This window comes from Ruegeria sp. BC5 (assembly GCF_056539205.1).
This window is the reverse complement of record NZ_JBQFUN010000006.1, coordinates 18,240-34,034: the sequence shown is the minus strand read 5'-3', so window position 1 is coordinate 34,034 and position 15,795 is coordinate 18,240. Positions and strand designations below refer to the sequence as shown.

General features: G+C 57.5%; 9 protein-coding genes. 3 read left to right on the top strand and 6 right to left on the bottom strand.

From position 1 onward, the window contains the following. Positions 1–65: 65 nt before the first annotated feature. Positions 66–518: an NUDIX hydrolase gene (locus ACR0LY_RS14320; RefSeq protein ID WP_170351843.1), complete on the top strand. Its 453-nt coding sequence runs from the start codon at positions 66–68 to the stop codon at positions 516–518. Between the two features lie 164 nt (positions 519–682). On the opposite strand, the gene ACR0LY_RS14315 is transcribed toward ACR0LY_RS14320, so the two are convergent. Continuing rightward, on the bottom strand, positions 683–1,501 hold the full coding sequence (locus ACR0LY_RS14315; protein WP_170351842.1) for a sulfotransferase family protein: 819 nt from the start codon (positions 1,499–1,501) through the stop codon (positions 683–685). 140 nt (positions 1,502–1,641) lie between these two features. Between ACR0LY_RS14315 and ACR0LY_RS14310 the strand changes: the two genes are divergently transcribed. Further along, positions 1,642–3,219 (top strand): DUF5928 domain-containing protein, encoded by a 1,578-nt coding sequence (locus ACR0LY_RS14310; RefSeq protein ID WP_170351841.1) that lies wholly within the window; start codon positions 1,642–1,644, stop codon positions 3,217–3,219. 36 nt (positions 3,220–3,255) lie between these two features. Here ACR0LY_RS14310 and amaB read toward each other — a convergent pair whose 3' ends face one another. Beyond that, the gene (gene amaB / locus ACR0LY_RS14305; protein ID WP_170351840.1) at positions 3,256–4,767 is read right to left on the bottom strand and encodes an L-piperidine-6-carboxylate dehydrogenase; all 1,512 of its coding nucleotides are present in this window, start codon (positions 4,765–4,767) and stop codon (positions 3,256–3,258) included. A 3-nt stretch (positions 4,768–4,770) separates the two neighbouring features. After that, a complete protein-coding gene (locus ACR0LY_RS14300) occupies positions 4,771–5,877 on the bottom strand; it encodes a saccharopine dehydrogenase family protein (RefSeq protein ID WP_170351839.1) in 1,107 nt (368 codons plus the stop codon). A gap of 401 nt (positions 5,878–6,278) precedes the next feature. Between ACR0LY_RS14300 and ACR0LY_RS14295 the strand changes: the two genes are divergently transcribed. Then, a complete protein-coding gene (locus ACR0LY_RS14295) occupies positions 6,279–9,869 on the top strand; it encodes a flavoprotein (RefSeq protein WP_170351838.1) in 3,591 nt (1,196 codons plus the stop codon). Here ACR0LY_RS14295 and ACR0LY_RS14290 read toward each other — a convergent pair. The 3 genes from ACR0LY_RS14290 to ACR0LY_RS14280 all read right to left on the bottom strand — a co-directional run bounded on the left by ACR0LY_RS14290 (position 9,866) and on the right by ACR0LY_RS14280 (position 15,792). After that, positions 9,866–11,029 (bottom strand): hypothetical protein, encoded by a 1,164-nt coding sequence (locus ACR0LY_RS14290; RefSeq protein ID WP_170351837.1) that lies wholly within the window; start codon positions 11,027–11,029, stop codon positions 9,866–9,868. The two genes, ACR0LY_RS14295 and ACR0LY_RS14290, sit on opposite strands and share 4 nt — an antisense overlap. Positions 11,030–11,045: 16 nt before the next feature. Next, entirely contained in the window at positions 11,046–14,309 is a 3,264-nt protein-coding gene (locus ACR0LY_RS14285) for an adenylate/guanylate cyclase domain-containing protein (RefSeq protein WP_170351836.1), read from the bottom strand. 196 nt (positions 14,310–14,505) lie between these two features. After that, positions 14,506–15,792: an amidohydrolase family protein gene (locus ACR0LY_RS14280; protein WP_170351835.1), complete on the bottom strand. Its 1,287-nt coding sequence runs from the start codon at positions 15,790–15,792 to the stop codon at positions 14,506–14,508. Positions 15,793–15,795 lie beyond the last annotated feature (3 nt).

The following is a 15,795-nucleotide window of genomic DNA, read 5'->3' as shown; positions in this document are numbered from 1 at the left end:
CCTCGCTGTATTGCACAGCGGGGCCTTTTCATTTTTGAATGCCAACTTGATCAAAAGGAGCTCTGATGACGATTTGGCGTCCGTATCAAGGCATTCGGGTCAAGGCGATCGGCTTGCTATGGAGAGGTCCCAGTCTCTTGGTCGCCGACGTCCATGACGACAGTGGCAATCTGAAAGGTGTCCGTCCGCTTGGCGGTACAGTTGAGTTCGGCGAAACTTGGCAGGACGCGCTGAAACGCGAATTTCACGAAGAGCTTGGCGTTGACATTCAGATTTCCGGCGCGCCTTTGGTTTTGGAGAACATTTATCGCCACGAAGGCCAACTGGGGCATGAGATAATTTTCGCCACAGAAGTGACTCTATCAAATCCATCTGCCCTACCAAAACATGCGATCACCTTTGCCGAGGACAATGGACTCATGTGCAGAGCCAGTTGGCGCGACCTCAGTGAACTCGATACGGATTGCGGACCAAATTTGTACCCGATCGGTCTGAAACGCGAACTGATCGCTACCTGAATCATCTCAGACAGCCTCCCGCGCCCGACCCGCACTATCGGCTACGCCGATGCTACGTTCGGCCTTGGGCCCGGCGCCGCGCAGTGCGCAGCGCCGGGCCCAACTAGAGGAGATGTCTCGTCAGAGACATTGACGACAGGCGGAAGTGCCTGCCTTATGGCAAGTCAATCGCCTAGTTTGGCGTGAACTTCGTCCAGATCAATCTCACCGATCGGCATCTTATTCGCCGGGTTCTCAAAATCGTATCGGAACAGTTCGAAATCCTGTTTGTAGATTTCGTAGACCAAATGCATGGACAGATCGTCGAAATAATCCTCGACCGGATGCGCACGTTTGGGGCCATGCCCTTCGGATTCGTTGAACCGTGGAATATCTGAAAGGCTGATCGCGTGAGGTGTGTCCAGATTGTCCAACACCCCCTGCATTCCGTCATTGAATTTCTCGGTCCAGAAAATGCGGTCGTAGCGTCCACCATTTACGATGAAAGTCGAGACATGCCCTGACACGGCCGACCAGTGAATGTCCGGATCCATCGGTCGGCGCCAGCGGATCGTATCCCGCGCAAACAGCAAAAAGCGGCGAAAACTGGCGATCTGGTCGAACTCACCCTTGCCATCATCGCCGCCCACTTCGATTCCGTAATTATAGATCAGCGTCGGGACCAGATTACCCCGATACCGGCTGCCATTGCGCTGAATACCGCAAATCTTGTCGAAGAAGGAGCTGAGTATCCGGGTGTACGGATTGCGCACACAGGTAAAAGAGTATGAGGCGTGTTTACGAATATTGCCGGAAATCCGGGCCTGGCTGTCGGCAAAGGCCCATTTGTGCATACCGTCCTTGGCGTCATGAATATCGCCGTCGAAAAACCGACCGTGGTCCGAGTAGTACATAATCTGCCCGATGGTCGAGCACGCACATTTCGGCACAACACGGTACACCATACTTTCACTCTCGGTCATCCATGTACCGGGAAAACCCATCTGCAATGCCTCCTCAGCGGGTCAAAATAACCACACGCGCCCGCCTAGGCTCATAAAGAACCAAAAATATTCTGTTTATTCAATCGCTCATCCTCAGTATCAGAGAGCAAACAGGCAGAAACGGACGTTACAGACGCAATATGGCAAAAATTGCCTATATTCTATTGTGCCACAAGGACCCTGACGCAATCATCGCGCAGGCCGAGCAACTGACAGCCGCAGGCGACTGCATGGCCATCCATTTTGACGCGCGCGCCAGCGCGGTGGCCTATGACCGTATTCGCAGCGCGTTGAAAGATAATCCAAATGTGGCTTTTGCCGCCAAGCGCATCAAATGCGGCTGGGGCGAGTGGTCTTTGGTGCAGGCGACCCTGAATGCCGTGCAGGCTGCGGTGGATGCGTTTCCACGGGTCACCCATTTCTACATGCTGTCTGGCGATTGCATGGCGATCAAAACCGCCGAGTACATCCATTGGTTTCTGGACGAAAACGACAAGGACTTTGTGGAAAGCCACGATTTCTTTGCCAGCAACTGGATCAAAACCGGTATGAAGGAAGACCGGCTAATTTACCGTCATTTCTTCAACGAACGCACCCAGAGCAAACGGTTCTATGCCGCATACAACCTACAAAAACGCTTTGACCTGACGCGCGATATCCCCGCAGACATCCAAGTTATGATCGGCAGTCAGTGGTGGTGCCTGCGCCGCCGCACGGTCGAGATGATCCTTGAGCTCCTGCAACAGCGCCCGGATGTGGTCCGCTTTTTCTCGACCACCTGGATCCCGGATGAGACATTTTTCCAGACCCTAGTCCGCCATCTGATCCCCAAGGAAGAGATTGAGAACCGCACCCCCACTTTCCTAATGTTCTCGGATTACGGGATGCCGGTGACCTTTTACAACGATCACTACGACATGCTGCTGGGGCAGGATTACATGTTTGCCCGCAAGATCAGCCCCGAGGCGCATGAGTTGAAAGAGAGGCTGGGCCAGCTCTATGCCAGCGAAGGGGTCGAGTTCCAAATCTCGGATGAAGGGCGGAACCTCTATGGGTTTCTAACCGGGCGCGGGCGCGTTGGCCGCCGCTTTGGGCAGCGCTTTTGGGAGGCCGGGAATACCTTGGGTCCCGAACGCGAACTATATCTAATTGCGTGCAAAAAATGGCACGTGGCCAAGCGTCTGGTCGATCAGATCACGTCCGAGACTGACATTCCTTGTGTCGAATACCTGTTCAATGAAGAAGACACCCTGCTGCCTAATCTTGGCGGTATCGAGACGACGCTAACCAAGCGCTCCCGCCACCGGCGCGCGGTCGTGCGGATGTTGTTCGATCATTTCCAGACCGACAAGCTGGTACTGTGTGTGGACCCGGCAAATCTGGATATCATTCAGGATTTCTGCTCGGACCAGGTCAGGACCCGGGTTCTTGAGATCGAATGCGACTATTCTGACGATTACCTGATCGGCCATGCGCGGCGGGTCGGTCTGGCCGGAGAAAACAGCCCATCGGAAACCGTGGCGCGCCTTGTGCCGGCCTTGCGCAATTCGCTGGCCTATGAATCCGAGTTGATCCGGGGTGCGGGGTTCGAAGGATACTTGCGTATCCGCGAGGCCAATACGCGGGCTAAAAACGAAGAGGTAATGGCTGAATTTCTGAATGTCCCAGAAGACAAGGCGCAGGCCGTGATGAGACTGGATTATCTGTTTGCAGACTGATCCGGCGGCACCTGCCGATGCCGCCGGAAGGGTCAATCAGATGTCGAACTTGACGCCTTGGGCCAGCGGCAGTTCGGCTGAGTAGTTCACCGTATTGGTCTGACGCCGCATATAGGCCTTCCAGGCGTCCGAGCCGCTTTCGCGCCCGCCACCGGTTTCCTTCTCGCCGCCAAATGCGCCACCGATCTCGGCACCCGAAGGTCCGATATTTACGTTGGCAATTCCGCAATCCGACCCGGCTGCGGTCAAAAACTGCTCGGCCTCACGCATGTTCAGGGTGAACACGCACGACGACAGACCTTGCGGTACGTCATTCTGAATCTCGATCGCATCGTCAAAATCGTCATAACCCATGACATAGAGGATCGGAGCAAAGGTTTCGGTCTTCACCACATCGCTTTGGCCGGGCATTTCGACGATGGCGGGTGCCATATAGGCCCCGGCAGGCACGCCTTCGGTCACACGGTTGCCGCCGAATACGGTGCCGCCTTCGGCTTCTGCAGCTTTCAGGGCTGCGGTCATTGCCGCACCCGAGGCTTCGTCGATCAGCGGGCCAATCAAGGTGCCTTCAGCCAGCGGGTTGCCAATGGGCAAACCAGCGTAGGCCTTTTTCAAACGGCTCACCAATTCTTCACGGATCGAGTTATGCACAATCAGACGGCGCAGTGTGGTACAACGCTGACCTGCGGTGCCCACAGCCGAAAAGACAATCGCCCGCACTGCCATTTCCAAGTCAGCCGACGGACCGACAATCATTGCGTTGTTGCCGCCCAGTTCCAGAATGCACTTGCCAAACCGCTGCGCCACGATGGGGGCCACTGCGCGGCCCATACGGGTTGAACCCGTGGCCGAGATCACCGGCACATCCTCGCTGGCCACCAGCGTCTCGCCCAGCGCGGCGCCGCCGATCAGGGTTTGCAACAAGCCTTCGGGCGCGTCGCCGAACCGGGCCAGTGCACGTTCAAAGATTTTCTGACAGGCCATTGCCGTCAGCGGGGACTTCTCGGACGGCTTCCAGATCACCGGATCGCCACACACGATCGCAAGCGCTGCGTTCCACGACCAGACTGCGACGGGGAAGTTGAAGGCCGAGATTACGCCCACCGGACCCGCCGGGTGCCATGTCTCCATCATCCGGTGGCCGGGCCGTTCCGAGGCAATGGTCAGACCGTATAGCTGGCGCGACAGACCAACGGCAAAATCGCAGATGTCGATCATCTCCTGCACTTCGCCCAGACCTTCCGAGGTGATCTTGCCAGCCTCCCAGCTGACCAGCGCGCCCAGATCGCCCTTGGCGGCGCGCAATTCCTCGCCCAGCAGACGGATCAACTCGCCCCGGCGCGGCGCGGGCACGGTGCGCCATGCCTTGAAGGCCATTTTCGAACGGGCAAGGATGGCCTCCATGTCGGAAGCTGGGGTCTCATGCACCTCGGCCAGCAGGCTACCGTCAATCGGCGAGGTCACCTTGAGCGTGCCGCCGGTCAGTTCGGCCTCGGTCAGGTCCAGATTTGCCAGGGTGGTTTGCGCAGTCATCACGATGTCTTTCATATCTCAGGCCGCCTTGTTCTGTTCAGTTACGTCGCCGGCGCGATAGAGTCGGCCAAATTCAGTGTTGAGGAAATCGGACAGGTTCACCTGTTCCTGCCGGATAAATCCTTTTGCGGGCAGTCCCCCGGTGCGCATCAGGTCGACCACGCCAAGAACGCCTGCGGCGGTGGTGACCTGAATGGCGCTCCAGACCTGTCCGTTGAGGGTGCGGGCAAAGCTTTTGTTGATCAGGGATTTCTCGCGCAGCGCTCCGTCAATCAGGCCCTTGGCAGTGCAATAGACCAGCACCACATCCTGATCGGTGCGCGGCAGCGCGGTCTCGAAGATGTCCTTCAGCAGGTCGCGGCGACGTTCCAGCCCCAGATCCTTGAGCAGCAGCTTCAGGATATCGCAATGGCCGGGATAGCGGATCGAGCGATAGGATACCGCCCGCGCCTTACCCTCAAGCGTTTCGGGCAGCGTGCCCAACCCGCCGGAGGTGTTGAAGCATTCGTATTCCACCCCGTCATGGCCCAGCACTTCGTAATCTTCCAGCGGCGCGGTTTTCACGCGCTCGCCATTCACGATGGCATCGCAGGGGTTGCAGTACTCGTTGATCAGCCCGTCGGTCGACCAGGTCAGATTGTATTTCATCGCGTTGGTCGGATAGAGCGGCAAAGCCCCAACCCGCATATGCAGGCTGTCCAACTCGTCAAATTCGGCCGCCAGCGACGCGCCAGCAATGCCTACGAACCCCGGTGCCAGACCGCATTGCGGCATGAAGGCGGTATCGCTGTCTTCGGCCAATTCGCGCACGGCACTGGTGGCTGCGACGTCTTCGGTCAGGTCAAAGTAGTGTGCCCCGGCGGTCTTGGCCGCCTTGGCAATCTTCGGCGTCAAAAAGAACGGAGCGGCCGAGATCACGGCATCAAACCCAGACAGTCCTTGGGTCAGTTGTGCCTCATCCTCCACATCGATCTGCCGGGTCGCAATCCCCTGTTTATTAAGCACCGATAACGCCGCCAGATCGCGGTCGGCAACGGTGACCGAGTAATTCGACGATGCTTGCAGCAGGCTGGCGATCATCTGACCGATCTTACCTGCCCCTATGACACAAATGTTCCAGCTCAAAACGCGCCTCCTCTTTCGTTTAGGAAAAGTATGAGGGGTGGGCTGTTCGATCCGCAGGGGTATTCTTGACGAAAACGCGGAAAGTTGCGTCATTACGACGGTGATTTCGACATAATGTCAAAACCATGACTGACAGGAAGCGGGCAACAAAAGCTACAATCCGAACTCGTATAGTCAAATCAACAACATCGGTGATTTTTGTGTCCAAATGCGATACGGTACGCGCAATTGGGCCCATTTGTTCGCGCTGAACGTGCGCATTCTGTTGGCCCGGCCAGTGCAGATTAACCGTCGGGCCGGTCCTTTATTTCTGTTTGACCATAAGACGCCTGACACATGCCACAAGACGCAGCACTGGTTCTTTGACGACATTCACGGCTTTAGTTCAGGGGGGAACAGACGTGCCTAAAGACCCGATTGAAAACACTATTTCCTATCATCCAACCGAATCCGAATGGGCGCTGATACAAGAAGTTCTGCCCGCCGATGATCCAACCGTAATCCAACCGCATTTTGAGTGTTTCGAAGTGGCTGAGGATACGATCCTGCCATCGCAGGGCATGTATGTGGTGCTGGGGGGCGAGGTGCATCTGCGACAGGACGAGACGGTTCTGGCAAAGGCCGACGCGGGCGACTATTTCTACGAGGAACATCTTGAAATCTTTGATATTCCCGTCAGCCTCGAAGCCTTGGCCACGCCCGGCACCAAGTTGGCTTATTTGTCCAGCAATCACTGGCTGGAAATTCCGACGGACATCCGCGAAGCCTGCTATGACACCCTGTTCGGTGATCTGGTCAGCGTGCATTTGCAGAACTTTCAGCAACCCATCAATTGCTGCAGCGTTACGGCAGCGGCGCTGAGCATGTCGGCGCTGGGGTTCAGTTGCGAGGTCAACGATATCTTTCGCGAATGTGCCCTGCCCACGTCTTTCGTGGTCAATGACGGTATTTCACTGGGTGAGCTTTACGACGTCGCCTGCACCTTCATCCACACCCAGGGCCTGCGCGACAAGGTGCAGGTTCAGGCCTATTTCATGGACGAGGCCACGACCTCGGTCGAAATTTTGCTGAAGGCGATCGACGAATCCAACCGCCTGGGTGGGGACAACGACATCCTGGTGGCAAATTTTCAGGTCGGTGTCGCCCATGGCAAACCGACCATGCCGGGGGGCCACTTTGCCATCATCGCCAAGTGCAATCCCAGCACCGGGCTGGTGCATATGATGGACGTCCACCCCGAGAAATACGGCAAGCTGTGGGTCACCACCATCGACCGGCTGTGGGCCGGAATGTCGGATCGCGACGGAACCTCGATGCGATCACGGGGCATCCTGCGGTTCTCAGCGCGTGAGGCTGTTAAGACCAACCTGCAGACCCTGCAGCAGGACTGCAACTATGTGGACAGCACATTGTATCTGGCCAAAGACCCCAAGAAACGCCGCAACCTGTTCCGGCGGGCCAGCCCGAATATGAACTCGCTGGGGGTGCTGGCCGAAAGCCTGGCGATCCTTGGGGATGAGCAGGTCGATGAAGACAAGCTGCTGATTGCCACGCAAACCGATTACACCGATGCCTTGAGCCGTGTGTCCACCGCCAAGGAAATGCACAGCCTTGCGCAGCGGTACCTGAGCCAATCGCCCGATGTGCATCTGGGCAGCACGTTCCACAGTTATGCCTTGCGACCTAATCCCGAGGAGATAACACCCGAGAAATGGTTCCAAGATCATTTGCGCTTGCTCAACAGCGATGATGATCGGCACCTGATGATCAACATCGACTTTAACCGCGTGCTGGGGTTTGAAGTCATCCGTCCGCCCGAGAACGTCTATCGTGAAACGGCCTTGCTTGAGGAGTTCTGGTGCCTCTGCATCGCCTATGACGAGGATACCGATCTGGTGACCGTGGTGGATATGAGCCCCGCGACCTCGCAGGTGTGGCAGGCCCCGCGCGGGCATATCTTCCGCGGCCTGCGTGATTTGAAAAACCCAGCGATGCTGGTGATCGAGGAACACGACCCCCCAGAAGACCCCACCGACGTGGCCCGCATTGTCGCGACCAACCCGCTTGTGCTGTTTTACGCCGATGAGGACCCGTGGTCCTATATGCTGCGTAGTATCCTGTCCAATATCGGCATCACCAGCATCAAGCTGATCGACATTGAAGGCCACGGGGCCAATGTGATGAAGATCCGGCGGCAACTGAATGTGCTGACCGGTAAGGAAAAACCGCCTTACCTGTTTTTCCAGAGCGAATGCCTGGGCAGGCGGTCGGACATTGTCGATATGATCCTGAAAGGTCGGTTGCAGGAACGGGTACACAAAGCCGGTCTACCGGTTCTGCTGCGCCATGAATCCCCCAGCCTGGACAAGAACATCTTTGGTTATCCCAAGGGCGGGTTGACCGATGCGCCGACCGAAAAGCGCAACGTATTGCTGTGCGCCTGCGGATCATCGGCAGCCGACAAGGTGCCGGAACTGGTGGAACGGATCACACAGGCCGGGCACAACGTGAAACTGATCCCCTCGGTCTCGGCCGAGAGGTTCTTTCGCGATTTCGGTGCCGAACGGATCGAACGATGCATCACCCATAACGACTATTACCGCGACGATGACGAGTGGAACTTTCGCTATATCGAGTTTGGAATGCCCCTGCGCGCCTCGCATCTGGCGCTGTGTGACTGGGCCGATTGCGTGATCGTGGCGCCGGTGACCTGCAACACAATGGGCAAGATCGCCAACGGAATTGCCGACAACCTGCTGACCTCGGTCTTTGTGGCGTGGCAATACCGGAACAAACCGGTGATCCTCTGCCCCGCTTGCAACACCAATATGTGGAACAACGTCACCACCCAGAACAATGTCGAAAAACTGCGCGATCTGGGTATTGATCTGGTCGGGCCGCGCAAGGGGCGGCTGTCTAACGGCATGATGGGCATCGGTATGATGGCCACCCCGGATCAGATCATGGAGGTTCTGGACGAGGCCTTCGAGGAACTGGCCGATCAGGAACACAACATCTGCAAATGGGCGCAAGAGGCCGCCGCCTCGGATGAGTTCGCGCAATGGGGCCGTGTATTTCAGGCCATCGACAACGGTATGGCTGGAATTGATATCGTTGATGACAGCAACGGTGACACCCTGTTGCACTACGCGGCAGGCGGCGAAGGCGAGATGAAAGAGAGCGGGATGGATCTGGGCAAGCCCGACCTTGAGGCGGCACAGGCGCTGATCGACCGTGGCATCAACGTCAACGCCAGCAACGACCACGGCTTTACCAGCCTGCATGTGGCGGTAATGAACAACTCGGTCGAGATGGTGAAAATCCTGCTGGCAGCTGATGGGATCGACGCCAGTTCGTGCATCCAGTTCCTGCAGAATCCCAAAAACGCCAGAGACGCCAAAGTCTCGGACGAAATCCAGGCAATGCTGGACGATTGGGCCAATACTCACACTCTGACTGAACTTGAGGATGAGGACGAAGACGATCTGATAGAAGACCGTGAAAAGACCCATCTCTACTTCACCTACGGATCGTTGAAGAAAGGCTTTCCCAATCACGATGCCCATGCCGAGGTGCTGGATGATTTTGTGGGCGAGGCGATCACCCGGCAACGCATGCCCCTGATCGTGCCCCACGAGCCGTTCTGCGATAATCCGAACTGTGGGTTTTTGCACCGGATGGCCACGCTGGTCGACCAGAAAGGCCGTGGCAAAGCGGTGCGGGGCGAGGTCTATCGCGTCTCATCCACCGGGATGAAAGAGCTGGACAAGCTTGAAGGCTATCACGGCCCCAACTCGCCCGAGAATGTCTATGTTCGCAAGCGGATCAACGTGTTGATCAACGGCGTCAAAAAACCCGCCTATACCTATGTGATCGCGCATCCCACCAAGTATCTGGATGAATGGGAACAAGGCACATCCGGGATCGTGGCGGAATACACGCTGGATATGGCCACCGGTACGCCAAAACCGGGGTTTCAACCGACAGCCTAATTGTGGGTTTCGATCACGGCCTCAACCTCGGGTCCGGCCTTGAGGTTGAGGTTGTAGCCCGTGATCGCCACCATGCACAGAAGGACAAAAGGCCAGAAAGCGGCCTTTGGGTACAGGTTGTCCTTGTAATGGATAAGCCGCAGGGACGGCGCAGCCTCGGATGCAAACAAGTAGGTGTTTACGGAAACCGCCAGCAACAGAAAATACATCAGGAAAAAGAACGACTCCATGTAGATCACCGGCGATCCGGCAAAGCCTTCACGCAGCTGTACATGGGCCAGCAGGATCACGAAAAACAAGACCGAGCATGTGCCGATCACGCTGGAGGTACTGAAATCATGCCGTTCGACCAATTCGGGGCGGCGGGTCACCGTCATTACCGCACCGAACAGCAGCATCGTCACCACGATCAACGGGATCATGTGGACAATGAAAGCGTTCCCGAAATTGCGCTTGATGACGAAGTTATAATGCAGTTCCGGCAGATTGGTCTGGAACTCGTTTTCGCCAATTCCCAGCGTTGTATCCAGATCGGACAAGCGATAGTCGAAATAGGTGTTCTCACGCTCCCACGTGCCCATGACGATGCGAGGATCTATGCCAAAAATATCATCCGGCCCGGTGGCGGGATAGGACGAAAAGTCAGGAATTAGAGCCACATTTACATCAAACTCACCGGGCCAAAACCGGACCCAGACGGTTTTATGGTCGAACGGATAGCTGGTGTAGTCAAAGCTCTGCCGCAGGGTCTGTTCAAAATACCAGCCAATCAGGGTCACGCCGTCCTGATCCATCCTATAGGCCTCTTCGATTACGCCATTCGCGGCATCGACGGCCTCGGGCAGGATGAACCCGACCTCCTTTTTGGTTGGCTTGATCGCGTCATGTACGCCGTCTTCGAAATGTTGCCAGACGTAGCCGCTCACGCGCACGTCGCTGGCGCCGGTAAAGCTGAAGGATTTGATGAAGATGCCGGTTTTGACCCGATAGTCGGGCAAATTGTCCAGCTTTTGCAGATACTCATCGACTGAGGCCTCATCTGGCAATTGCGTCGGGTCGCCCTCAAAATGGTTCAGCGCGACCAAAAGTTTGAACAGCACGACGGCCAGAGCAAGCGTCAGGGCACCGGAAATCAGCCAAACCTTCTTTTCGATGCTCATTCAGCCCCTCGCCCGCTCAATTCAACCGCCCGACCAGAGATTGCGTGATGCCCATCTCGGAAAAGCGCGCGCCCAGCGCTTCGAAATCTTCATGTGCTGACATGGGAATGCCCCAGCCCCCGCACGCGGCCAGAACCCTGGTGTGCTGTATCGACAGGTCGACCATTGGCAGGGGTTCCTCGGCGGTGAATTTTGCCAATGCGTCCGCATATTCAGTCGCCCGGTCCCATTCCTGCCGTGCCAGCATGACGGCGCTGGCATCGGGATAAAAATGCAGGTGGCTGTGGCCAACGCAACCCTCGGCAATGATCTGGGCGCCCAGTTTCAGGTGCTGATCCTGTTTATTAGGGTCTGTTTCCGCCATGGCCAGCGCCGACAACGCCTTGGGCCCCACGAAATTCCGACCATGTTCGAGCGCAATATCGACAGCCCGCTGACCGGTTTCCCGAGCATCGTCCATCTGCCCGGCGTAAACCTGTGTGCGGGCCAGATGCTCCAATGCCTGCGCCTCAAGCCGCTTTGCGCCTACGCGGCTGGCAATTTCGGCCGAAACTGCGAAGGTCTCCAGCGCCCGATCCAGCTCACCCAAAAACGTATGCGCAACGCCTAGGCAGGTCTGGGCCACGCATTCCGGCACAAAGGCAAAATACTTCTGGGACACCTCGATGGCCTCTTGTGCATCCAGCTTGCCCTGCGCCACATCGCCGGTATAGCTGCGCGCCACGCTGAGGTTGTGCAGGTTCGCTGCCAGATCACGCACTAACCCCTTTTCTCGTGCCCGTTCCACCGCCTGCGTATAGAACCCCGTGGCGGTCTGCATGGTCGCGTTCATGAAATTCGCATCGCCGAAACCGCTGAGCGCACCGACCTCAAGCCGCGCCGATTCCAGCTTTCTGGCCAGTGTTAGAGCCTTTTCATTGCTTTGCAGGGCGTCCTCGACCCGACCCAGAGGAAAATACACATTGCCACGGACATAGTTGATCTGGGCAATATCGCGTTCCGATCCACACCGCTCTGCAGCTATCTCGGCCGTACCCAGGCTTTGCAATGCGTCTTTGTACAAACTGGCCTGCCGTGCGGCCTGCGCCAACCCGATATGGGCGCGGGCGGTCTGTTCATCCGTTTCAGCCAGATCGGCCGCTTCCTTGAATTCGCGCAAGGCGTCATCCGACAGGCCCTGCAAACGGTGGGTTTCACCGCGCGCGCAAAACAGATCGAACCGTACCCCGGATGGCGCGGGCAATTCCAAGGCCCGTTCGATCAGCGGGCTGGCATCATCAAACTGGAACGCCTGAATCAATTTCTCGGCAGCTTCCAGATACGCTTGTGCCGCATTGGTGGCACCTGCCCGATCCAGATGTTGCGCCCGCAGGGTGGCATCGCGATCCTCGAACCATTTCGCGGCCTGACGATGCAGCCGCGCGCGTTCGGATTTCACCAGCGTCGCATAAGACCCGTCGCGGATCAGCGCGTGGGCAAACATCAGATCGGTTCCCGCCTCACGGATCAGGGCGGACCGGATCAGGGTCGAAGTGTCCAGATGCCCTTCACCCAAGACATAGTTCAGCACCTCGGGCGAGAACCTCTGACCCAACACCGAGGCCGCCTGAATCGCGGCCCGACTGCGCCGGTCCAGCGCATCCAGCCGCGACTGCACGATTCCCTGAATGCTGCCCGGCACGGATTCGCGTTTCAGCACATCGATATTGCGCAAGAGCTGTTCCAGAAACAGCGGGTTGCCCCCGGCGCGCTTTACGCAGGCATCCAGCAGTTCGGGGTCCACGCCGGTGAACTCCTGAACCAGCTGTCGGGCCTGCTCATCCCCCATCGGCGCCAGTTCCAGCTTCGAGATCAGCGCGCCTTCGGTGCCCATTTGCCATTCACGGTTGATCGGATCGCCCTCGACCCGGCTGGTCATCAACAGTACACAAGGCAAATCGCGCGTGGTCGCGGCAATATGGGCGCAGGCGGTCAGAATTTCGGGGGCGGCCCAGTGGATATCCTCGATCTGGATGAGCATCGGCGCGTCACGACTGCGTGCCGCGATCAGCTCGTCGATCACTTGCCGCCTTCCGCGTTGGCGGGTGGTGTTATCCATCACAGCATAAACTTCGGCCAGGCCAGGGTCCTGCTCCAGTTCCAAAAGCGCGTTCAGATGTGCCACGTTAGACGGCGACACCCAGCCCTTGGTCACCGCATCCTGCGCCATTGCAGCACCGGTGGCAGCGTCATCCGTCGGTTGCAGCCCCAGAATGCTGCGGGCAACGGACTGGATGGCCGAATGCCCCTCACGCGCGCCGAAATCCATGACCACGCCGTTGTGGATCGAGTATCCGAGCTCCGCAGCCATTTCGGCAACCTGTTCGGACAGATGAGTCTTGCCGATGCCCGGCTCGCCCAGAACGATATGCACCTCACCTTTGCCGTGCTGCTGGCAGCGATCGAACGTGGCCGAGAACAGCGACATCTCGCGCTCGCGACCGACAAATCGGTGCCGGCGTGACCGGATGTTGCGCGCCATTCGATCCAGCCGCCACAGTTCGACCGGTTCGCTCAGCCCCTTGATCGGCTTTTCACCCAGCGACTCGCCGACAAAAAGCGGCCCTAACGCGCGCTGAATGTCATGGGACACCAAAGTATCACCCGGCGTCGCCATATCGGTGATGCGCGACGCCAGATTAACGCCGTCGCCCGTCACCGTGTATTCTGTATGCGCCTGACTGCCGGTTGTGCTGGCGATCACCTGACCCGACGCGATGCCGATGTGACACGACAGAGGCGGGTTCAAAGCGGGCAGCACTGCATGGATTTCCAGCGCCGCCCGCGCGGCCCGCTCGGTATCGTTGGTGTGCGATATCGGCGCTCCAAACACCGCCATCACCGCGTCCCCGATATGCTTGTCGATCCGACCACCGAATTTTTCGACCACATGATCCACCTTGGCAAAAAACGCGTTCAGCAGTTCATGCATGTCCTCGGCGTCCAACTCGCTGGTCAGGCGGGTAAAGCCGGTTAGGTCGGCGAACATGACTGTGACTTGCCGCCTGGCGGGCTCCAGCGGGGTTTCGGGCTCATAGGGTTGAACGGTTTCGACAGTCTCAAGCTCAGCAATCGCGCGCAGCAGCCTGCGGCGGTCTCCGACAGCGGTCACTCCGATTTCGATCAGGTCTTCGCCCGTCAGATCGGGCAAAATTGCGAAATCAATTTTGTTATCCAAAAAGGCTTGCGCATAGTCAGATAGTCCAAGTGCGCTTAGCCAGTCCCTAAGGTCCTGAGACATGTCGCCCCTCTGAAGCCCCCAACTTCAGTCACAGACCTAGCACAGCAGACCCGTCTGAGTCTGCAATGGTTAACGAATTTAATGTTTATGTACGCCCATATGCACGAAACAGGAGCATCTGACCGCAGAGATTCAGGATGAGCTTATCGAGATTTGCCGCGTTCAAACCTGTAACACCGTGTGGCCTTGTCAGATTTCAGCTTATGAATGGCACGCGTGCCTCATCCAGAGATGTCTGCCCGCTGGGCAAAGTCAGATCATGGATCACCGGATTCGACCGGGCGATAACCCGGCCTTTGCGCACCACGGTCAGACGATGGGCGCGCAGGCGGATCGCCTCGATCTTGTCGCTGGCCTGCAGCAGAACGAAATTCGCGTCGCAACCCTTGGCCACGCCGTACCCCTGCAACCCCATGATCCGGGCCGAGTTTTCGGTCACCGCATCAAAACACCATGCCATATCAGCCCGGCTGGACAGCTGGCCCACATGCAGCCCCATAAAGGCCACGTCCAACATGTCGGCCTTACCCAGCGAATACCACGGGTCCATCATGCAATCCGATCCGAACCCCACGGTGATCCCCGCATCGCGTAATTCGCGCACGCGGGTCTGGCCGCGGCGTTTGGGATACGTGTCGTGGCGGCCCTGAAGCATAATGTTGATCAACGGGTTTGGGATTGCATGTACCCCGGCTTCGACCATCAGAGGGATCAGTTTCGATACATAGTAGTTGTCCATCGAATGCATTGAGGTCAGATGCGACCCCGCCACCCGTCCGTTTAGACCCAATCGTTGGGTTTCATAGGCCAACGTCTCGATATGGCGGCTTTGCGGGTCATCGCTTTCGTCACAATGTATGTCGACCATCAAGCCACGTTGGGCCGCGATTTCGCAAAGCTGACGTACAGAGTCGGCCCCGTCCGCCATGGTGCGTTCGAAATGCGGAATACCGCCCACCACATCCACACCCATATCTAGCGCGCGGATCGTGTTCTGCATCGCGGTAGGGTCGCGCAGAACACCGTCCTGCGGAAAGGCAACCAGTTGCAGATCCAGGTGGTCCTTCACCTGCTCGCGCACTTGCAGCAGGGCTTCAACACCCTTCAGCTCATCATCGCAGGTATCCACATGGCTGCGGATCGCGCCAATCCCCTTGGCCACGGCCAGCTCGCAATACCGCATTGCACGCGCAACGATGTCCTCGACCGTTTGGATCGGCTTCAGCTCTCCCCACAGCGCGATACCTTCCAGCAATGTGCCCGAGACATTCATGCGCGGATTACCCAGCGATAGAGTCGCATCCATATGAAAATGCGGGTCAACAAAAGGGGGAGAAACCAATTGGCCACCCGCATCGATTACTTCGCCAGCTTCGGCTGTGATCCCGGATTCAATCGCGGCGATCTTGCCATCCGCGCAGGCAATATCAATGCCAGTCTGGCCATCGGTCAGGGTGGCATTCTTGACGATCAGATCGAACATGAC